Source organism: Escherichia ruysiae, from assembly GCF_031323975.1.
GTDB lineage: Bacteria > Pseudomonadota > Gammaproteobacteria > Enterobacterales > Enterobacteriaceae > Escherichia > Escherichia ruysiae.
This window is the reverse complement of sequence record NZ_JAVIWS010000001.1, coordinates 2,114,651-2,133,341: the sequence shown is the minus strand read 5'-3', so window position 1 is coordinate 2,133,341 and position 18,691 is coordinate 2,114,651. Positions and strand designations below refer to the sequence as shown.

The 18,691-nt window shown below is 51.4% G+C and carries 21 protein-coding genes; 10 read left to right on the top strand and 11 right to left on the bottom strand.

The genetic code is table 11. From position 1 onward, the window contains the following. Positions 1 to 2: 2 nt before the first annotated feature. From ulaE to RGV86_RS10485, 3 genes are all read left to right on the top strand, one after another. Positions 3 to 857 carry an L-ribulose-5-phosphate 3-epimerase UlaE gene (gene ulaE, locus RGV86_RS10495; RefSeq protein ID WP_000949498.1) on the top strand — a complete coding sequence of 285 codons (855 nt, stop codon included), beginning with the start codon at positions 3 to 5 and terminating at the stop codon, positions 855 to 857. Continuing rightward, positions 857 to 1,543 (top strand): L-ribulose-5-phosphate 4-epimerase UlaF, encoded by a 687-nt coding sequence (gene ulaF, locus RGV86_RS10490; protein WP_085461247.1) that lies wholly within the window; start codon positions 857 to 859, stop codon positions 1,541 to 1,543. The genes ulaE and ulaF overlap by 1 nt, the downstream gene beginning before the upstream one ends. Positions 1,544 to 1,639: 96 nt before the next feature. Next, positions 1,640 to 2,191: a YagU family protein gene (locus RGV86_RS10485; protein WP_000155760.1), complete on the top strand. Its 552-nt coding sequence runs from the start codon at positions 1,640 to 1,642 to the stop codon at positions 2,189 to 2,191. A gap of 74 nt (positions 2,192 to 2,265) precedes the next feature. Here the strand turns inward: RGV86_RS10485 and yjfY are convergent, their stop codons facing one another. Next, positions 2,266 to 2,541: a DUF1471 family protein YjfY gene (gene yjfY, locus RGV86_RS10480; protein ID WP_000492914.1), complete on the bottom strand. Its 276-nt coding sequence runs from the start codon at positions 2,539 to 2,541 to the stop codon at positions 2,266 to 2,268. A gap of 326 nt (positions 2,542 to 2,867) precedes the next feature. Here yjfY and rpsF point away from each other — a divergent pair, with 326 nt between their 5' ends. The 4 genes from rpsF to rplI are packed head-to-tail and all read left to right on the top strand — an operon-like array spanning position 2,868 to position 4,307. Continuing rightward, positions 2,868 to 3,263: a 30S ribosomal protein S6 gene (gene rpsF, locus RGV86_RS10475; RefSeq protein WP_001216676.1), complete on the top strand. Its 396-nt coding sequence runs from the start codon at positions 2,868 to 2,870 to the stop codon at positions 3,261 to 3,263. A gap of 6 nt (positions 3,264 to 3,269) precedes the next feature. After that, positions 3,270 to 3,584, top strand: a complete 315-nt coding sequence (gene priB, locus RGV86_RS10470) for a primosomal replication protein N (protein ID WP_001296681.1) — start codon at positions 3,270 to 3,272, stop codon at positions 3,582 to 3,584. A 4-nt stretch (positions 3,585 to 3,588) separates the two neighbouring features. Next, positions 3,589 to 3,816: a 30S ribosomal protein S18 gene (rpsR, locus tag RGV86_RS10465; protein WP_000135199.1), complete on the top strand. Its 228-nt coding sequence runs from the start codon at positions 3,589 to 3,591 to the stop codon at positions 3,814 to 3,816. A gap of 41 nt (positions 3,817 to 3,857) precedes the next feature. After that, a complete protein-coding gene (gene rplI, locus RGV86_RS10460) occupies positions 3,858 to 4,307 on the top strand; it encodes a 50S ribosomal protein L9 (RefSeq protein ID WP_001196062.1) in 450 nt (149 codons plus the stop codon). Between the two features lie 101 nt (positions 4,308 to 4,408). Here rplI and RGV86_RS10455 read toward each other — a convergent pair whose 3' ends face one another. The 6 genes from RGV86_RS10455 to RGV86_RS10430 form a co-directional block, all read right to left on the bottom strand. Beyond that, entirely contained in the window at positions 4,409 to 5,686 is a 1,278-nt protein-coding gene (locus RGV86_RS10455; RefSeq protein WP_001033619.1) for an MFS transporter, read from the bottom strand. A gap of 95 nt (positions 5,687 to 5,781) precedes the next feature. Next, positions 5,782 to 7,851 (bottom strand): FAD-dependent oxidoreductase, encoded by a 2,070-nt coding sequence (locus RGV86_RS10450; protein ID WP_085461246.1) that lies wholly within the window; start codon positions 7,849 to 7,851, stop codon positions 5,782 to 5,784. After that, entirely contained in the window at positions 7,848 to 9,389 is a 1,542-nt protein-coding gene (locus RGV86_RS10445) for an acyl CoA:acetate/3-ketoacid CoA transferase (RefSeq protein ID WP_105280869.1), read from the bottom strand. Before RGV86_RS10445 ends, RGV86_RS10450 begins: the two co-directional genes overlap by 4 nt. A gap of 9 nt (positions 9,390 to 9,398) precedes the next feature. After that, complete coding sequence (locus RGV86_RS10440) at positions 9,399 to 10,175, bottom strand: enoyl-CoA hydratase/isomerase family protein (protein ID WP_085461244.1); 777 nt, start codon at positions 10,173 to 10,175, stop codon at positions 9,399 to 9,401. A gap of 9 nt (positions 10,176 to 10,184) precedes the next feature. Beyond that, the gene (locus tag RGV86_RS10435; RefSeq protein ID WP_085461243.1) at positions 10,185 to 11,027 is read right to left on the bottom strand and encodes a sugar phosphate isomerase/epimerase family protein; all 843 of its coding nucleotides are present in this window, start codon (positions 11,025 to 11,027) and stop codon (positions 10,185 to 10,187) included. Between the two features lie 9 nt (positions 11,028 to 11,036). Continuing rightward, the gene (locus tag RGV86_RS10430) at positions 11,037 to 11,828 is read right to left on the bottom strand and encodes a 3-ketoacyl-ACP reductase (protein ID WP_032226415.1); all 792 of its coding nucleotides are present in this window, start codon (positions 11,826 to 11,828) and stop codon (positions 11,037 to 11,039) included. Positions 11,829 to 12,039: 211 nt separating this feature from the next. Between RGV86_RS10430 and RGV86_RS10425 the strand changes: the two genes are divergently transcribed. Beyond that, complete coding sequence (locus tag RGV86_RS10425) at positions 12,040 to 12,687, top strand: TetR/AcrR family transcriptional regulator (protein ID WP_085461242.1); 648 nt, start codon at positions 12,040 to 12,042, stop codon at positions 12,685 to 12,687. On the opposite strand, the gene ytfB is transcribed toward RGV86_RS10425, so the two are convergent. Next, positions 12,671 to 13,309 (bottom strand): cell division protein YtfB, encoded by a 639-nt coding sequence (gene ytfB, locus RGV86_RS10420; protein WP_085461241.1) that lies wholly within the window; start codon positions 13,307 to 13,309, stop codon positions 12,671 to 12,673. The genes RGV86_RS10425 and ytfB overlap by 17 nt on opposite strands. A gap of 217 nt (positions 13,310 to 13,526) precedes the next feature. Between ytfB and bamJ the strand changes: the two genes are divergently transcribed. Together bamJ and cycA are read left to right on the top strand one after the other, a co-directional pair. After that, on the top strand, positions 13,527 to 14,147 hold the full coding sequence (bamJ, locus tag RGV86_RS10415; protein ID WP_000211237.1) for a BamJ family beta-barrel-assembly machinery protein: 621 nt from the start codon (positions 13,527 to 13,529) through the stop codon (positions 14,145 to 14,147). Between the two features lie 307 nt (positions 14,148 to 14,454). Continuing rightward, positions 14,455 to 15,867 carry a D-serine/D-alanine/glycine transporter gene (cycA, locus tag RGV86_RS10410; RefSeq protein ID WP_000228333.1) on the top strand — a complete coding sequence of 471 codons (1,413 nt, stop codon included), beginning with the start codon at positions 14,455 to 14,457 and terminating at the stop codon, positions 15,865 to 15,867. Between the two features lie 44 nt (positions 15,868 to 15,911). On the opposite strand, the gene ytfE is transcribed toward cycA, so the two are convergent. The 3 genes from ytfE to qorB all read right to left on the bottom strand — a co-directional run bounded on the left by ytfE (position 15,912) and on the right by qorB (position 18,616). Beyond that, positions 15,912 to 16,574, bottom strand: a complete 663-nt coding sequence (gene ytfE / locus RGV86_RS10405) for an iron-sulfur cluster repair protein YtfE (RefSeq protein WP_000331449.1) — start codon at positions 16,572 to 16,574, stop codon at positions 15,912 to 15,914. A gap of 107 nt (positions 16,575 to 16,681) precedes the next feature. Continuing rightward, positions 16,682 to 17,647: a DMT family transporter gene (locus tag RGV86_RS10400; protein ID WP_085461240.1), complete on the bottom strand. Its 966-nt coding sequence runs from the start codon at positions 17,645 to 17,647 to the stop codon at positions 16,682 to 16,684. A gap of 108 nt (positions 17,648 to 17,755) precedes the next feature. Further along, positions 17,756 to 18,616 (bottom strand): NAD(P)H:quinone oxidoreductase, encoded by an 861-nt coding sequence (qorB, locus tag RGV86_RS10395; RefSeq protein WP_085461239.1) that lies wholly within the window; start codon positions 18,614 to 18,616, stop codon positions 17,756 to 17,758. Positions 18,617 to 18,691 lie beyond the last annotated feature (75 nt).

Sequence of the window (18,691 nt, the reverse complement as noted above, 5' to 3'; positions counted from 1 at the left end):
ATATGTTGTCCAAACAAATCCCGCTTGGCATCTATGAAAAAGCACTCCCCGCCGGGGAGTGCTGGCTGGAACGGCTGCAACTGGCAAAAACGTTAGGCTTCGATTTTGTCGAGATGTCGGTGGATGAAACGGACGATCGCCTGTCGCGCCTCGACTGGAGCCGCGAGCAGCGTCTGGCGCTGGTGAATGCGATTGTTGAAACCGGCGTGCGCGTGCCGTCTATGTGCCTTTCTGCCCACCGTCGTTTCCCGTTGGGCAGTGAAGATGACGCGGTGCGGGCGCAGGGGCTGGAAATTATGCGCAAAGCTATCCAGTTCGCGCAGGACGTCGGCATTCGCGTGATCCAACTGGCGGGCTATGACGTTTACTACCAGGAAGCCAATAACGAAACGCGTCGTCGTTTCCGTGACGGCCTGAAAGAGAGCGTTGAGATGGCGAGTCGCGCGCAGGTGACGCTGGCGATGGAGATCATGGATTACCCACTGATGAACTCCATCAGCAAGGCGCTGGGCTACGCGCACTATCTCAACAACCCGTGGTTCCAGCTCTACCCGGATATCGGCAACCTGTCGGCGTGGGACAACGACGTGCAGATGGAATTGCAGGCTGGAATCGGGCATATCGTCGCGGTGCATGTGAAAGACACCAAACCGGGCGTCTTCAAAAACGTACCGTTTGGCGAAGGCGTTGTGGATTTCGAACGTTGCTTCGAAACGCTCAAACAGAGTGGCTATTGCGGGCCGTACCTGATTGAGATGTGGAGCGAAACGGCGGAGGACCCGGCGGCGGAAGTGGCAAAAGCGCGTGATTGGGTGAAAGCGCGCATGGCCAAAGCAGGCATGGTGGAGGCGGCATAATGCAAAAGCTGAAACAGCAGGTGTTTGAAGCCAACATGGATCTGCCGCGTTACGGGCTGGTGACCTTTACCTGGGGCAACGTCAGCGCCATTGACCGCGAACGCGGGCTGGTGGTGATCAAGCCCAGCGGCGTCGCCTACGAAACCATGAAAGCAGACGATATGGTGGTGGTTGATATGAGCGGTGAAGTGGTAGACGGGCGGTATCGTCCCTCTTCAGACACCGCGACGCATCTCGAACTCTACCGCCGTTACCCGTTGCTTGGCGGCATCGTGCATACCCACTCCACTCATGCCACCGCATGGGCGCAGGCGGGGCTGGCTATCCCTGCGTTAGGCACCACGCACGCCGATTACTTCTTTGGCGACATCCCGTGTACGCGTGGATTAAGCGAAGAAGAAGTGCAGGGCGAGTATGAACTGAACACCGGCAAAGTGATTATCGAAACGCTGGGCGATGCCGAGCCGCTGCATACGCCGGGAATTGTGGTGTATCAGCACGGGCCATTTGCCTGGGGGAAAGATGCTCACGATGCGGTGCATAACGCGGTGGTGATGGAAGAAGTGGCAAAAATGGCGTGGATTGCGCGCGGCATTAACCCACAACTGAATCACATCGACAGTTATCTCATGAACAAACACTTCATGCGTAAGCACGGGCCCAACGCCTATTACGGGCAGAAGTAATCAGTGCGCCCCGGAATTATTACCTCCTGAGGGATGTAATTGGTCTGATTCCGGGGCCTCTTCAGTTAAAAAATCGTATAAACAACAGGTGTTTTTATGACTATCAGTGGATTGTTTGTCAGAACTGATCCGCAACGTCGCCGGTATGGCGTGGCGTTACTGGTGGGGGTTCTTTCAGGAATTATTTCGGCATTTGTTAAATGGGGAGCAGAAGTTCCGTTGCCGCCACGCACATTTTCCGGTGGTCGTGATGAATTTAATCCGCCGTATATCTTTTTACGGGATTATTTAGGCATCGATCCAACACAAACGGTGTATACATTCTCGGAACATATCATTAACCCGGTAATGGTAACGCATATCATCTTCTCACTGGTTTTTGCGATAGGCTATTGTGTTGTCGCGGAAATTTTCCCGAAAGTGAAATTATGGCAGGGGGTATTAGCAGGGCTTATTGTGACAGTAGCAGTTCACGGTATTTTTTGCCCGGCGCTGAATTTAACGCCGCCGCTCAGTCAACTGCCTTTTGACGAATATGCCTCTGAAATTCTTGGGCATATTTTCTGGTTCTGGGTAATAGAAATAATGCGCCGCGACTTACGTAATCGCATTACCCATGAGCCGGACCCGGAAGTCGTTATTCGTTGAATGTCCGCGTAAAAAAGCCCCCTGCGAAGGGGGCAAAGCAAACTATGGCAATGTTTCGTTGGTTATACCTGGTGCTAGCGATAAATATCCGCGCTGGCGTGCATGTTGCCGTTACTCCCCGGTTCCCGCATCAGAATCACGTGGTAGTACGTTGCGCCCTGCGCATCGGTCTCTTCATTTAATGCCTGACGTGCTTCACTCTCAGTGGCGAAATTATGATTGATATAAATCACGCCTAAGCTTTGCACATCGTCCATATTTCTGGCCTGGTGGTTATTAATTTCAATAGCTGCCCATGTATTTGCACTTAGCAAAAGCACAGCCAGAAGGGCTAAAACACGACTGAACATAGATACCTCCTCGACGGCTGTCTTTGTACGCGCTCCTCTGTGATGATCTTCTGATTTAATTTTAATCAATGATAAAGAAGTTGATGGTGACCATTTCTGATGCAGTTGTTCAAAAAAATACCGTAATGGAATGTGATGAACTTCAAATCAGCGGGTTAGTACGATTTGGTGAAAGATGAGATTTATTTGTCGGCTGGCCTTGAGTTTAACGGAGCATACCAGTACTATAACGCGTCATTTTTCAGCCGACCTTTAACACGTTCCTTGCCTCCCCGGGATTCGGCTGACCCAGACAGGAGGCTGAATAATCCGTAAGGAGCAATTCGATGCGTCATTACGAAATCGTTTTTATGGTCCATCCTGACCAGAGCGAACAGGTTCCGGGCATGATCGAGCGCTACACTGCTGCCATCACTGGTGCAGAAGGCAAGATCCACCGTCTGGAAGACTGGGGTCGCCGTCAGCTGGCTTACCCGATCAACAAACTGCACAAAGCACACTACGTTCTGATGAACGTTGAAGCTCCGCAGGAAGTGATCGATGAGCTGGAAACTACCTTCCGCTTCAACGATGCCGTTATCCGCAGCATGGTTATGCGTACCAAGCACGCTGTTACCGAAGCATCTCCGATGGTTAAAGCGAAAGACGAGCGCCGTGAGCGTCGCGATGATTTCGCAAACGAAACCGCTGATGATGCTGAAGCTGGGGATTCTGAAGAGTAATTTCTGATGACCAACCGTCTGGTGTTGTCCGGCACCGTGTGCAGGACTCCCCTTCGAAAGGTCAGTCCATCAGGAATTCCTCACTGCCAGTTCGTGCTTGAGCATCGTTCTGTGCAGGAGGAAGCCGGTTTTCACCGGCAGGCGTGGTGCCAAATGCCCGTTATTGTTAGCGGACACGAAAACCAGGCCATTACTCACAGTATAACGGTCGGCAGTCGCATAACCGTTCAGGGGTTCATTTCATGCCACAAGGCAAAGAACGGACTGAGCAAAATGGTTTTGCATGCCGAGCAGATTGAATTGATAGATTCTGGAGACTAGCCATATGGCACGTTATTTCCGTCGTCGCAAGTTCTGCCGTTTCACCGCGGAAGGCGTTCAAGAGATCGACTATAAAGATATCGCTACGCTGAAAAACTACATCACCGAAAGCGGTAAGATTGTCCCAAGCCGTATCACCGGTACCCGTGCAAAATACCAGCGTCAGCTGGCTCGCGCTATCAAACGCGCTCGCTACCTGTCCCTGCTGCCGTACACTGATCGCCATCAGTAATCGGTCACGGTCCATTAATACGACTTTGAGAGGATAAGGTAATGCAAGTTATTCTGCTTGATAAAGTAGCAAACCTGGGTAGCCTGGGTGATCAGGTAAACGTTAAAGCGGGCTATGCTCGTAACTTCCTGGTACCGCAGGGTAAAGCTGTTCCAGCTACCAAGAAAAACATTGAATTCTTCGAAGCACGTCGCGCTGAACTGGAAGCTAAACTGGCTGAAGTTCTGGCAGCTGCTAATGCTCGCGCTGAGAAAATCAATGCACTGGAAACTGTTACCATCGCGTCTAAAGCTGGCGACGAAGGTAAGCTGTTCGGTTCCATCGGTACTCGCGACATCGCTGACGCTGTAACTGCAGCTGGCGTTGAAGTGGCTAAGAGCGAAGTTCGTCTGCCGAACGGCGTTCTGCGTACCACTGGCGAACACGAAGTGAGCTTCCAGGTTCACAGCGAAGTATTCGCGAAAGTGATCGTAAACGTAGTAGCTGAATAATTCGTTATTCAACGAGACGTAAAAACGCCGACCATTGGTCGGCGTTTTGCTTTATAGCGAAAGCGTCACAACTGACAATATAACGCTCTGATATCTATTAATTAGCTTGTCGCTAACTGTACTTGCGGTTCTTCATCTTTAACTTTGATAAGCGTCCATAACGCAATAGCGCCAATAATGTCAAAGAAAGCCAGGGCAATAAAGAACGGCGCGAAGCCGATAATGTGAACGAATGCCCCGATGAACAGGTTGAAAATCAACTGACCGCTCCACGCACAGGCTCCTGCCATACCCACTGCGGTAGCGACTTCGTCTTTTTTGAACAGATCGCCACCCAGAGTTGCTGCCACAGTAGAAAGACATTGATGCGAGAACGCGCCAATACTAATCAGTAATACGGCAATGTAGGGATTTTCGACAATACTCACCAGACCAATCGTCATCATAATGACGGCTGCAATAGTGAAGGTAATTCTTCGTGAGTTAATTAAACTCACGCCGCGATCGTGGAAGAACTTCGCGACAAAACCACTGGCTAAACAGCCGAGGTCGCCCAGCAGGAAAGGCAGCCAGACGAACATGGCAATTTCTTTCAGGCTAAAATGCAGCGTTTCGACGAAGAAAATCGGCACCCAGAAGTTAATGGTTCCCCATGCCGGGTCTGCGAGAAACCGCGCGATGCCAATCCCCCAGAAATTACGTTGGCTGAGGATATGCTTGATTGACGTTTTTTCTTTCTTATCTGTTTTAAGATGCTGTTCTTGCCCTGATTCAATATAGTGGCGCTCTTCATCAGAAAGGCGTTTGGCATCTTTCGGATCTTTATAACAAAAGAACCAAAATAAAGCCGCGAGCAAAGCAAGGCTACCTGAGACAATAAACGCAAATTGCCAGCTATGAAACATAATGCACCAGGCAATCAACGGTGGTGCAAGCATCGCGCCGAGTGAGGTGCCCATATTGAAAACACCTGTCGCCACGCCACGCTCTTTTGCCGGGAACCATGTTGATGCGGTTTTTACACCCGCCGGAATGGCTGACGCTTCGCTGAAACCCATCAGGGCGCGCATAAATGCCAGACCTGACCATGTTCCGGTCAGCGCATGGCCCATTGTTGCCAGCCCCCAGACTGCGGCACATATCGCAAAACTTAACTTCAAACCCACGGTATCAATAAAGAAGCCCATTACCGGTTGCCCTAATGTATAGGCCAACTGGAATGCACTGACAATCCATGAATATTGCTCTTTGGTTATTCCAGTTGTCTCCATAATAGTTGGAGCTGCAATACCTAACGCCGTTCTGTCCAGATAATTGATTACAGTGATAAAGCATACGAGGGCAATCATATGCCACCGATAATTCTTTATTTTATTCATGTTTAAACCTTTTAATTATATTAATAAACCCTGGTTGTTGGTAATTCCGTGTAATAGTTAATAAAAATCAGGTACAGAGAACATATTAAAAATTATTATGTGTAAATCTCTCCCTTTAGGAAATCTGGCCAGTTTTTTTCAAAGTAAATACCATTAATACGCGGTAGCACACGTAACGACTTCACTTCGGTAATAAAAGAACCTTGCGAATATTGAATCGTTAATTTGTGATTTTTGTCTTCAGCGAGTTCAGAGCGAAAGCGCCATTCTTCTTTTGCGCCGCAACGAGTTTGTGGTAGACATTCGCCTTGTGGATCAATAATCATCCTCGCCCCACGACTGCCGCCGCCTGCATCAATATAATGCGTCAACTGTGTCAATACGGCGGCAGACGTCAGCGCCATATGCCGCCACATAAACAATTCGGCAACTTCGCCCACGTGTTTGATAGCCAAACCATGCCGTTGTACAAATTCATTCAATAGCAGGGCATCGCGAGTGGCGCGCCGGACTTTATCGCCATGGCAAATAAACCCAGCGTAGTCAGACATTCGTGCCTGGATTTTTTCCCTCACCGCAGACAACGGCATCCCGTTTCCATTATCGTGCGCCTGAGTGATGATCTCTCTGATTGAATTTAGTGCCGGAGATGCCAGTTGTGCGACATCATCTTCAACAGATCGCTTTTGTGTGCAGCCAATAAAACGCGCCAGACGCACGGCAAAAACTTGTCCGGCATTCAGCGCCGCGCCGCCAGGTCGGGTAACACCGTGAGTTCCGGCGACTTCTCCCACCGCAAAACAACCGGGCAGAGAAGTTTGCCCCCAGATATCAACCTCAATGCCGCCATTCATATGCTGATTGTTCATGGCAAACTGCAACGGCTGCGTGGTGAGATCGTAACCGTGCATCTTATACAGTGAGATGGACAATGGATTCATCCGTTGCAGACGTTCGATAGGCGATGGCGCCAGAGCGTCGTTATTTTCCAGATATGCGCGAACGTCGTCGTCCAGTCGATCTAATGAGAAGGGCAAATCACCAGGCACCGCTTCAGGATTTCGCTTGAAATCCATAAAAACCAGGCGGCCTGATTGCTGCTCTTGTGCCACCGCCATATCTAACAGGCTTGAGCCGAAATCCATCACTCGCGTAGCGTGGAACGGCCACTGATAGCCTTTACGGAAGATGTTTGAAGCCAGTTCCTGGGTGGTGCGATAGTAATCCGCGAGGAAGTTATACTCGTTACCCTCGGCATCCACGGAATAGATATACGGGATCACCTGCACATAGGTGCCAGACAAATTCCACGGAAACGTGCTGCGCGGCGTGCCTATACCAAACTGGCTTTCGGTCAGATTGGTTAGCGTCAGACCTTCTTCCAGCGCCAGCCCCAGCGAGCCAAAGCATTTATGCGGATAAACACTGTCGCGATAAAGCTCGCCCGGCCCGCCTGTTGCCAGTACCACATTGGGCGCAGTGACAATTGCCAGCCCCCACGGGTTATGGGCGCGGGAACCGGTTGCGAGGATAGCCCCGGCCACACGATCTTCGCCGTTTTCACCGCGTTGATGCAGCAGTTTAATCACCGTTGCACTGGTCAACAGTGGGATGGCGAGGCGCTGCACTTCTTCGAGCAATACTTTCACCATCAGACGAGAAGTGCGCGGTCCACAGGAGGTTGCGCGTCCGGCTTCGTCATGGTCGGTCTGATAACGGAGAATTGCACCATAGCGATCTTCCGGTAATTCCAGACCGAGATATTGCAGCCCGCCAAGGGTATGTAGGGAACCGACCGCTTCGACATACGCCGTGTCGTGATCCATCGCACCGCCGCTCGCCAGTGCTTCAGCAAGTTTTGCGAAGTTATCGCCGTTGCCCGCCGTTGCGGCGGTAAACAGCGTCTGTTTATCGGAACCGGAGCAGGCCGATGTTCCCATGTATAACCCGGCGGTGGCGATTAGCACATTTTGCTGGCGACGTTTCAGTTCAACCGCCGCACGTAATCCTGCCGCGCCGCTACCAACGACCAGAGCATCAACTTGCCAGAGTGGGTAATCAACACCGTCCACCGTGACAATTGACGTTGGCTCTGCTGACACAAAACCCTTCGGGAAAGTGACGTGCGTCAGCGCATCGAGGATGGCGTCATCAGTCTGGCTCATGCGTCCTCCATTGGCGTAAACAGGCTACTTTCCATCAGGCGCGGCTGGTTGATAATTGGACGGAAAGCCATGAACGGCAGAATGTCGCGGTCAATCTCCACGCCCGGCGCGATTTCAATTAATTCAACGCCTTCTGCCGTTAACTGAAACACCGCGCGTTCAGTGATATACAACACTTCCTGACCGCTGTGCTGTGCGTAGGCGGCGCTAAAAGTGATTTTTTCCACCTGAGTAACCAGTTTAGGGATTTGACCTGACTGAGCGATATGCAAGCCATCTGGCGTTACATCAATCTTGCTGCCTTTGGCGTCGAACGTGCCGCAGAACACCACCTTACGGGCGTTTTGCGCAATTTCGAGAAATCCGCCGGGGCCGATTAAATTGCCGTTCAGGTGTGAGACGTTGACGTTACCATGTTGATCCATCTCGCCCATGCCGAGGAAAGTAATGTCGATGCCGCCGCCGCTGTAGAACTCGAATTGATCCAGCGAAGGGATAATGGCGTCGGCGTTACGGGCGCAGCCGAAAAACGCGTCATCCAGCATCATACCGTTATGCACGCCTTGCTCGACGCTTAGCCATAAACTTTGGTAAGGAACGCCTTCACGCAGCGCAACCCCAGGAATACCGCCGGGGATACCAAAGCCAAAGTTGGTTGAAGCGCCTGCCACCAGCTCGCGCGCTGCCCGACGGGCAATTAAGCGACGTACCGGATGACTAACCAGTTCAATAGCGTCGTTAGAACTCAGACGGCGATGTTGACCGCTGATCGTCAGGTCGTAACCGCCAAGATAGGTTTGCGGTTGTTCGCGGTATTCAACGATGCCATCAACCAGAATCCCCGGTAATTTGACCCGGCGTGGTTCAATGGCACCGGCTTCCAGTACATCGCGCACCTGTACGAACACTTTGCCACCGCTGTTGTGTGCTGCCAGTGCCATCGAATAGCTATCCATATCAATCGCTTCTTCTTCGAGGCTGACGTTGCCACGTGGGTCGGCATAAGTGCCACGCAAAATGGCATAGTCCACTTTGAAAGGGCGATAGCGGAGTTTGGTTTCACCATCGATTTCAATCAGTTCTACCAGATCCTCGGTGGTGCAAGCGTTCGACTTTCCGCCGCCATTGCGTGGATCAACAAACGATCCCAGCCCAACGTGGGTAAAAAGCCCCGGACGTCCAGCACCGATCTCCCGTAGCAACGCCTGAATAACGCCACCAGGAAAACAATAGGCTTCAATCGCGTTATTTTTTACCAGCGCCTGCATTTTGGGCGACCAGGTAAAGTGTCCGGCAATAATGCGTTTGAGCATTTCAGCATGAGCGAAGCGGTTCGTGCCTTTGCAGTCGCGATCGCCAATGCCCAGCGAGTGGATTAATGTCAGATCGCGCGGGTGTCCGGTTTGCAGGAAACGCGCTTCAATGGCTGCCAGAATATGGTCGGCTTCCACCATGCCGCCGCCGTTACCGCTAATGGCAATGGTTGCGCCATCCTGAATTTGCGCCGCCAGTGCCTCGGCGGTTGTTATCTTACGCATACAATTTCCTTATTGATTATGGAAGCTCACGCTACTTTTTTCGGCAAATGCCTGCGTCGCCTGCTGGCAATCCTGAGTGGCGGACATTAATCCAGCCAGTAACTGGTGTGGGTATTCAGCGTGTTTATTTTCCAGTGCCAGAATCAGCTGCTTAATATGCGCCAGTGCCACCGGACCACATTTTTCCAGCTGCGCTAACTGGTTCGCCATCCAGCTTTCCACCTGTTCTTTTTCTACTACTTCATCAATTAAATTCGCCGCCTGGGCTTCATGCGCCGTCAGACGTTTACCTAGCATCAGCATCTGGCGACCGACCACCGGGCCGACCTGATTAAGCACGCGTTCAATGCCCATCCAGCCAGGCACCATGCCGAGCATGACTTCCGGGTTAGAAAATTTCGCGCAGGGGCGAGCGATTCGAATATCGCAGCACAAGGCAAGTTCAATACCGCCGCCGATGGTATGACCGTTGAGATTCGCAACCGTTAATTGCGGTAGATTGCGCAGGCGATTAAAAACGTCATTACCGCGTTTAATCCATTTTCTGCCCATATCTAATGGCGAATAGGCCGACCACGATTTAATATCACCGCCCGCACAAAAGAATTTATCGCCGGTTGCCGTTAATTCGACTAATCGTAATGTGGTGTCGTTTTCAATTTCATTTAAATAATGGTCGAGAGATTCAATCATCTCTTCGTTAATAGCATGACATTTATCTTCACGGTTCAACGTCAGACGGCAGGAAGCCGCCGCTCTGCTGAACAGAACGGGTTGGTCACTCATGATTATTCCTTAGCAATAATGCGCGATGCGATCGACGCTAATATCCAGCGTGCTGTTAATATCTTTCTGCCACCAGTACGGTGAGAATATTTCCAGTTCAATAGCGCCATTAAATCCGGCGTTTTCAACCAGTCGACGAATTGACGGAATATTTATCACGCCATCTCCCGGCATTCCCCGGTCATTGACCAGATCGGTGGTCGGCACTAACCAGTCGGAAACATGAAACGCGAGAATACGTTTTCCGGCGCGCAGGATCTGGCTGGCCAGATCCGGATCCCACCAGACATGGTAAACATCCACAGCCACGCCGAGGCCAAATTCGCCATCGGGATCGAGTTCATCACACCAGTCCAGCGCCTGGCGTAACGTGCACAGGCAAGAGCGATCGGCGGCGGTCATTGGGTGCAGCGGCTCCAGCGCAATTGGCACGCCGACATCTTTCGAATGTGGCAGCAACTGGCGAATCCCTTGTTTCACTTGTTCTCGCGCTTCATATAGATCTTTAGTGCCCGTTGGCAGACCGCCAACCACCTGCATATAACAGGCGGCGTTCAGCACCGCTGCGTCGTCCAGCGCCCGGCGGTTATCATCAATTGCCAGTTTGCGTTCCGCCAGCGTCGGCGCGGTGTAGTAGCTGCTACGGCATAAACCGGAAACGCGCATGTTATTGACGGCAAGCTGGCGGGCGATCTGCTGAAGATCTTCACCCTGCAACTCTCTGCGCCAGGGGGCGATCGCACCGATACCGCGTGCGGCACAGGCATCAATAATGGCGGGCAGCGGCACTTTATAGCCCAGCGTCGCGGTATTGATACTGAATAAATCCGGGCGTTGTAACAGATCTCTCATGGTTTAGCCTCAGAAGCGCGGCATACTTAAGCCACCGTCGATGGCGACTGCCTGACCACAGGTGTAAATCAGTTTGCCTTCCGCCATCGCGCGGACAGTGGAGGCGATATCCGCCGGATAACCCCAACGTCCCCACGGCACCAGTCCTTTGGCAATCAATTCGTCGTAATAAGCCGTTGCCGGAATAGTCATATCGGTTTTGATGAGACCAGGGCGCACTTCATAGACGCCAATTTGTTCGTTGCAAAGGCGAGCAGCAAACAGACGAGCAGCGGCAGAAACGGCGGTTTTGGCAATTGTGTATTCGCCGCGATTCATCGCCAGCATGATGGCGTTGATGGAACTGACAAAAATAATTGAGCGGTGCGGGAATTCTGTTTCTGGTTTTGGCTGTGCGAGCAGACGTTTACTGAATGCCTGTGCGAGGAAGAACGGCGCGCGGGTATTAATGGCAATGTTTTGGTCGAAGCTGTCCGGTTCGAGGTCGAGAAGGTCACCGCGCTTTTTCACTGAAATGCCCGCGTTATTGAGCAGGCAGTCCAGACGCCCCCACTGATTTTGCGCCGCGTCGAGCATCTCTTCATGCAGGGAGAGATCGCCAACATCGGCAGGGAAGCAAATCACTTCCACGCCTTCTGCCAGACATTCCTGTTGCGTGGCATGTAATTTTTCTACGCTGTCGGCATCGGGGCGATCGTTAATCAACAGATTAAATCCGCCACGGGCAAGCTCCAGCGCACACCCCTTACCAATGCCACGTGCGGCTCCAGTGATAACGGCAACAGGACGAGTGGATTTCATACAATAGCTCTCTTTTTAAATATTGTTTCCCTAAGTGACGATTAGCTTGCGGCGTGCGGCAAGAAAGATCAACCATCTGGTTGGTTGATTTGCGATAAGGATCACAGGACATTTGATAACCTGATGAAAGTACGAGTTTTTGCCCTTTTTTCTGGAGCTGAAATCAAATCAGGTTATGATAGACATCATGAAGAGGAGATGGGGAAGCGTTATGTATCTTGATACCAGCAACGTACAAAGCCTGAAGGAAAAACTATTATTATGTGCGGTTAATGAATTTGCCGAATATGGTTATGAAGGGGCCAGAGTCGATAATATTGTGAAGGCCGCAGGGTGCAGTAAACAGACGGTTTATCACCACTTTGGAAATAAAGAAAATTTATTTATCGAAGTGCTGGAATATACCTGGAACGATATTCGGCAAAAAGAAAAATCCTTGGATGTTTCAGGTCTTCCTCCACAAAAAGCAATTGAAAAAATCATCGATTTTACCTGGGATTATTACATTGCTAACCCCTGGTTTTTAAAAATTGTGCATAGTGAAAACCAGAGCAAAGGTGTGCATTATGCAAAATCACAGCGTCTTCAGGAAATTAACCACGCGCATTTGCAGTTAATGGAATCTTTGTTGGCTGAAGGGAAGAAACGTAATATTTTTAATCCAGATATCGACCCGTTGCAGGTGAATATTAATATTGCCGCGCTCGGGGGATATTATTTGATCAACCAGCATACGCTTGGCCTGGTTTATCACCTCAGTATGGTTTCACCGCAGGCGCTGGAAGCCAGACGTAAGGTCATCAAAGAGACGATCCTTAGCTGGCTTCTCGTTGACCCTTCATCTACCGCGCACGAATAAAACTGCCATCCGGCTGGCGGGTAAACAGAACCTGTTGATTATTCCCCGTATCAATGGTTAAGCCCGTCACTACGCCGCTGGCGTTCTGGCGGATTTTCACCATCTGCCCGTTTTGCAAATTACTCAGTGGCTTACCCGCGCCTTCTACCTGCGCCATCGCATAGACATCGGTGGCGGGTAGTCCGTGGTCGCGGAATAGCTGCGCCATCGTTTTACCTGGTTCGACACGATAAGAGCGCCACTGATTATCTATTCCACTATCTGGCTGGAATGGTTGCGTTTGCGAGGTTTGTGGCTGATCTTCCGGTTGGCCTTCCTGTATCGGTTCAGGGGCGACTGGAGCTACCTGATCAGGATCATTTTGTGGGGTAACTAATTGCGCCCGTAGTTGCTCTTCCGTTGGCGGTTGTGATTGTGACTGAATATCCAGCTGCGCTTCACGCGTCACTACCGGCGCGTTGGGCGTATCATCAGACGGAAGCAGAAAACCGACCACCAATACAATGGCAGCAATAATGATCCCCCGACGATGCATCGGCGGCAGCGGGTCCATGAAGCGAAAATTATCCGGCGCGTGCCAGACTTTCTCCAGGGTTGGTTTTAGTTCAAAGCGCCCGGGCATGGTTTCCTCCTGCTCCGCGTCTTGTTCCTCAATCATAGCCTATGAATAAGCTAACGCTATGATGTCCGTGGTAAACCCGCCTTTATTATATTCATACGGGATATTGCTATTGTTTCTTTTTCCCCGGGATTTGTCATCATTCCCGCGACAAAGTTTTACCCAAAGAAGTGTGGCTGATATGCTGCCCGCTACTTTATACCCGAAGAAAGGAAATACGATGACCACCCCAACTTTTGACACCATCGAAGCGCAAGCAAGCTACGGTATAGGTTTGCAGGTAGGGCAACAACTGAGTGAATCTGGCCTGCAAGGGCTGCTGCCAGAAGCACTGGTTGCAGGCATTGCCGATGCACTGGAAGGTAAACATCCGGCTGTTCCGGTTGATGTGGTGCACCGCGCGCTGCGTGAAATTCACGAACGTGCCGATGCCGTTCGTCGTCAGCGTTTCCAGGCGATGGCTGCTGAAGGTGTGAAATACCTGGAAGAAAACGCTAAAAAAGAAGGTGTGAATAGCACCGAATCTGGCCTGCAATTCCGCGTGATCAACCAGGGTGAAGGCGCAATTCCGGCACGTACCGACCGCGTTCGTGTTCATTACACCGGTAAATTGATCGACGGTACTGTATTTGACAGTTCCGTTGCCCGTGGCGAACCGGCTGAATTCCCGGTTAACGGCGTGATCCCTGGCTGGATTGAAGCACTGACTCTGATGCCGGTAGGTTCTAAATGGGAACTGACCATCCCGCAGGAACTGGCATATGGCGAGCGCGGCGCTGGCGCCTCCATCCCTCCGTTCAGCACCCTGGTGTTTGAAGTCGAACTGCTGGAAATCCTCTAAGCAGCGCATTCTGTTCCCTCGAACCAGAGGGGAGCAGGCATTCAGCAATAAACCCTTCAGTTTGCCAAACGACGCTATTTTGTGTTGAAAAGACCCCGTAAGCGTGTATTTTTGTGAGCTGTTTCGCGTTATCACCGTGATATGACACCCACTTTAAACATAAAATTAACATTAGATCTAAATCTTAGTATTCATCCCGCGTATTGTTACCTAATATCGATGAGTCCCGATACAGATTCGTCGTATCATAGACTGACTAAAGGCCGCAGAGCCTGAACAACACAGACAGGTACAGGAAGAAAAAAACATGGTAGATCAGGTAAAAGTCGTTGCCGATGATCAGGCTCCGGCTGAACAGTCGCTACGGCGCAATCTCACAAACCGACATATTCAGCTTATTGCCATTGGCGGTGCCATAGGTACAGGGTTGTTTATGGGTTCCGGTAAAACAATCAGTCTTGCCGGGCCGTCGATCATTTTCGTTTATATGATCATCGGTTTTATGCTCTTTTTCGTGATGCGGGCAATGGGGGAATTGCTGCTTTCGAATCTGGAATACAAATCTTTTAGTGACTTCGCTTCCGATTTACTGGGGCCGTGGGCGGGATATTTCACCGGCTGGACTTACTGGTTCTGCTGGGTTGTAACCGGTATGGCAGACGTGGTGGCGATCACGGCTTATGCTCAGTTCTGGTTCCCCGATCTCTCCGACTGGGTCGCCTCGCTGGCGGTGATCATTCTGTTGCTGGTTCTTAATCTCGCCACCGTGAAAATGTTTGGTGAGATGGAGTTCTGGTTTGCGATGATCAAAATCGTCGCCATCGTGTCGCTGATTGTCGTTGGTCTGATCATGGTGATGATGCACTTCCAGTCTCCGACCGGTGTGGAAGCGTCGTTCGCGCATTTGTGGAATGACGGCGGCTGGTTCCCGAAAGGCTTAAGCGGCTTCTTTGCCGGATTCCAGATTGCGGTTTTCGCTTTCGTGGGGATTGAACTGGTCGGTACAACGGCTGCGGAAACGAAAGATCCGGAGAAATCACTGCCACGCGCGATTAACTCCATTCCGATCCGCATCATTATGTTCTACGTCTTCGCGCTAATTGTAATTATGTCTGTGACGCCGTGGAGTTCTGTGGTCGCGGAGAAAAGCCCGTTTGTTGAACTGTTTGTGTTGGTAGGTTTGCCTGCTGCTGCCAGCGTAATTAACTTTGTGGTGCTGACCTCTGCGGCGTCTTCCGCTAACAGCGGCGTATTCTCTACCAGCCGTATGCTGTTTGGTCTGGCGCAGGAAGGCGTCGCGCCGAAAGCATTCGCTAAACTCTCTAAACGCGCAGTACCCGCGAAAGGGCTGACCTTCTCTTGCATCTGTCTGCTCGGCGGCGTGGTGATGTTGTACGTGAATCCAAGCGTGATTGGTGCGTTCACGATGATCACAACCGTTTCCGCGATTCTGTTTATGTTTGTCTGGACGATTATCCTTTGTTCGTACCTGGTGTACCGCAAACAACGTCCGCACCTGCATGAGAAGTCGATCTACAAGATGCCGCTCGGCAAGCTGATGTGTTGGGTATGTATGGCGTTCTTTGTATTCGTCATCGTGCTGCTGACGCTGGAAGAGGACACCCGCCAGGCGCTGCTGGTTACCCCGCTGTGGTTTATCGCGCTGGGGTTGGGCTGGTTGTTTATTGGTAAGAAGCGGGCTGCTGAACTGCGGAAATAACCGCATTATCATGCTGGATGGCGCAATGCCATCCAGCTTTTAGATCACTCACCTGCCAGCGCGCGTGGGAACAGTACATTGTTTTCCAGACTGATGTGATCCATCAGGTCATCAATCAGTTCATTAATGCCGTTATACATCGCTTTCCAGGTGGTGCAGGCTTCCGGCGGCGGTGTGACGTTATTGGTCGTGTGTTTAATCACTTCCAGCAGTTCGCCCGCTTCATCGTGCTCGCTTTCCATCACACTGATAGGCCCCATTGCCTGGCTACCCATGCCTTGTTTAATCATCGGGAAGAGGATCTGCTCTTCTTTCATCATGTGGCTGGAAAGCTCTTCATGCAGCATAGTCAGGTATTTTGTCAGCCCTTTTGGCACACTTGGTTTGTCGGCGTGAACGCGCTCGACTTTAGTAGCTTGCAGGATCAGTTCCGGCAGTTGTTCGCGGTGACGATCGTGGTAGCGCACGATGATATGGTCGATGATTTCCGCCAGCGGCGCGCTACGCCAGTCTTTCTCAATCGGTTGTTCAGCAAGCTTTGCCAGTTCGGCTTCAATGACGTCAACATCCAGCTCTTTACGTGCCGCCGCGCGCGCCAGCGTCTGCTTACCGCCGCAGCAGTAATCCATATCATATTTACGAAACAGAGCCGAAGCGCGAGGAATAGAGAGCGCCAGTTCACCTAAAGGTTGGTCGCGATAAGCCATAGCTGATACCTCATTCTTAATAAGATAAGGTGCATTTTAAATGCATCTTTAAGGCAAATGCTATAACCCTTACGTAGCAGAGGCTTATTTAACTCACAGCCAGCATGTCAACTTTCTGAGACAGATTCAGTTAAAGGTTTTTCCGGTTTTGCTCTGACTGCAATGACCACGCCAACCACTAACAGCGCGATACCGCCCAGTGTCATCAACGGCGGCATTTGCTGGCGGAGTAAAAAGGTGTACAGCAAACCTGCCAGCGTTTCGAAAACAATCAACGGCCCGAGAATCACGGTTGGTAATCGCTGGCTGGCGACGTTCCAGCAAAGTGCGCCGACCCATGAGCAAAGCACGGCTATCGCAATCATCAGACTAATAAACACCAGCGGGCGGGGGCCAAAGGGTAGGGAGAAGTCCGGCGTTTGCGTATTCAGCCAGTAACAAGCGACAACATAACCGATGAGCGAAACCGGCAGCGTGACCAGCGCCTGCGCTGTCGCCCACATCATTGGATGTTTGTCGGGATTTTCCCGCAGCCAGCGGGCGTTGCGCAGGGCATACCATGCCCAGCAGACCACGGAAACTAACGCCAGCACGATGCCAGAGGTATAACGTGCCCAGTCAAAATCGGGGAGTCCGTGGTTTAACTCAGCAATATTCACACACGCAAGGCCAATGCCAATACAAATCAGTGCCGGGGCGAGTTTCCCCCACGCGAGTTTGCCGTCGCGCTGGCTATAAAGCAGATTGGCAAAGACAGGAATCACCACCGGCAGGGTGCCGATAATCATCGTGGAAACAGGCGCGCCAGTACGTTGAATGGCACTGGCAAGGCAGAAGTAATAAATGAGGTTGCCCATCATAGTGAGCATCAGCGCAGTAAGCCAGTCGCGACGCGCCAACTGACGCAGACGCACGCGTCCCAGCCAGGCAATGGGCAGCGCAATTAACCCTAACGCCAGATAACGCCCCATCGACTGCAACATTGCCGGGTATTCCGGCACGATCAACGGCCCGACAAAAATAAGTCCCCACATCAACCCTGCTAACAGGGCGTACAGCACGCCGCTAATCATTACTGGCATCCATTGATCTGTCAGAAGAAACGTTCAGGAAGCAGACATGATTGCTCCCGGCATCCCGTCATTATCAGAGAGGATGCGGGAGGATGCCACTTTAATTAACTAGTTATTAACATTAAACAGATTGCTTACGCTTTCGGCTAACGTTGTCGTTGGGCGACCAATTAGTTTACTCAGCGTTTTGCTGTCATCAAACAGACCGCCTTTTGACGCGCCAACGTCAGAATCCGCCAGCATATCCGCCAGTCCGTCGGGCAGTCCGACGCTTTTCAGTGCAGCGGCGAAATCGGCTTCGCTCAGATTTTGATAGGTAACCTGTTTGCCGCTCTGTTTGCTTAGCTCTGCCGCTAACTGTGTCAGCGTCCAGGCGCTGTCGCCCGCCAGTTCGTAAACCTTGCCTTCGTGACCAGCTTCGCTAATCACGCGCGCGGCAGCGGCTGCATAATCTGCCCGCGTTGCTGAGGCAATGTTGCCATCGCCCGCCGCACCGATAAATACGCCGTGTTCCAGTGCTGCCGGGGCGCTGGCGAGGTAGTTTTCGGTGTACCAGCCGTTGCGCAGAAGGGTGTAAACGATGCCAGAATCAGCCAGCATTTTCTCCGTCTCGATGTGCTCATCGGCGAGGCCGAGCGGGGAGGTATCTGCATGTAGCAGGCTGGTATAAGCGATAAATTTCACGCCAGCCGTCTTTGCGGCATTAATAACATTACGATGCTGCGGGGCACGTTGACCCACTTCGCTGGAAGAGATCAGCAGTAGTTTTTCCACGCCCTGTAGCGCAGATGTCAGTGCGGCTTCATCGCCGTAGTCAGCCTGACGCACGGTAATGCCTTGTGCTGCCAGGGCCTGGGCTTTTGCCGGATTACGAACGATAGCCACTATTTGGCTGGCAGGAACGGTTTTCACCAGGGACTCAATAACATAGTGACCAAGTTGGCCGGTTGCGCCGGTAATAGCAATCATGGGATGCCTCCATCAGTTTGTCTTGTGTTTAAATACGCTAACACCTAAACTTACTTTTAGTAAGTACGCACAAAA

Excerpts from the sequence above, each read along its gene's own strand:
- ulaE (WP_000949498.1), top strand. The coding sequence starts at position 3 with ATGTTGTCCAAACAAATCCCGCTTGGCATCTATGAAAAAGCACTCCCC.
- ulaF (WP_085461247.1), top strand. The coding sequence starts at position 857 with ATGCAAAAGCTGAAACAGCAGGTGTTTGAAGCCAACATGGATCTGCCG.
- RGV86_RS10485 (WP_000155760.1), top strand. The coding sequence starts at position 1,640 with ATGACTATCAGTGGATTGTTTGTCAGAACTGATCCGCAACGTCGCCGG.
- yjfY (WP_000492914.1), bottom strand. The coding sequence starts at position 2,541 with ATGTTCAGTCGTGTTTTAGCCCTTCTGGCTGTGCTTTTGCTAAGTGCA.
- rpsF (WP_001216676.1), top strand. The coding sequence starts at position 2,868 with ATGCGTCATTACGAAATCGTTTTTATGGTCCATCCTGACCAGAGCGAA.
- priB (WP_001296681.1), top strand. The coding sequence starts at position 3,270 with ATGACCAACCGTCTGGTGTTGTCCGGCACCGTGTGCAGGACTCCCCTT.
- rpsR (WP_000135199.1), top strand. The coding sequence starts at position 3,589 with ATGGCACGTTATTTCCGTCGTCGCAAGTTCTGCCGTTTCACCGCGGAA.
- rplI (WP_001196062.1), top strand. The coding sequence starts at position 3,858 with ATGCAAGTTATTCTGCTTGATAAAGTAGCAAACCTGGGTAGCCTGGGT.
- RGV86_RS10455 (WP_001033619.1), bottom strand. The coding sequence starts at position 5,686 with ATGAATAAAATAAAGAATTATCGGTGGCATATGATTGCCCTCGTATGC.
- RGV86_RS10450 (WP_085461246.1), bottom strand. The coding sequence starts at position 7,851 with ATGAGCCAGACTGATGACGCCATCCTCGATGCGCTGACGCACGTCACT.
- RGV86_RS10445 (WP_105280869.1), bottom strand. The coding sequence starts at position 9,389 with ATGCGTAAGATAACAACCGCCGAGGCACTGGCGGCGCAAATTCAGGAT.
- RGV86_RS10440 (WP_085461244.1), bottom strand. The coding sequence starts at position 10,175 with ATGAGTGACCAACCCGTTCTGTTCAGCAGAGCGGCGGCTTCCTGCCGT.
- RGV86_RS10435 (WP_085461243.1), bottom strand. The coding sequence starts at position 11,027 with ATGAGAGATCTGTTACAACGCCCGGATTTATTCAGTATCAATACCGCG.
- RGV86_RS10430 (WP_032226415.1), bottom strand. The coding sequence starts at position 11,828 with ATGAAATCCACTCGTCCTGTTGCCGTTATCACTGGAGCCGCACGTGGC.
- RGV86_RS10425 (WP_085461242.1), top strand. The coding sequence starts at position 12,040 with ATGTATCTTGATACCAGCAACGTACAAAGCCTGAAGGAAAAACTATTA.
- ytfB (WP_085461241.1), bottom strand. The coding sequence starts at position 13,309 with ATGCCCGGGCGCTTTGAACTAAAACCAACCCTGGAGAAAGTCTGGCAC.
- bamJ (WP_000211237.1), top strand. The coding sequence starts at position 13,527 with ATGACCACCCCAACTTTTGACACCATCGAAGCGCAAGCAAGCTACGGT.
- cycA (WP_000228333.1), top strand. The coding sequence starts at position 14,455 with ATGGTAGATCAGGTAAAAGTCGTTGCCGATGATCAGGCTCCGGCTGAA.
- ytfE (WP_000331449.1), bottom strand. The coding sequence starts at position 16,574 with ATGGCTTATCGCGACCAACCTTTAGGTGAACTGGCGCTCTCTATTCCT.
- RGV86_RS10400 (WP_085461240.1), bottom strand. The coding sequence starts at position 17,647 with ATGATTAGCGGCGTGCTGTACGCCCTGTTAGCAGGGTTGATGTGGGGA.
- qorB (WP_085461239.1), bottom strand. The coding sequence starts at position 18,616 with ATGATTGCTATTACCGGCGCAACCGGCCAACTTGGTCACTATGTTATT.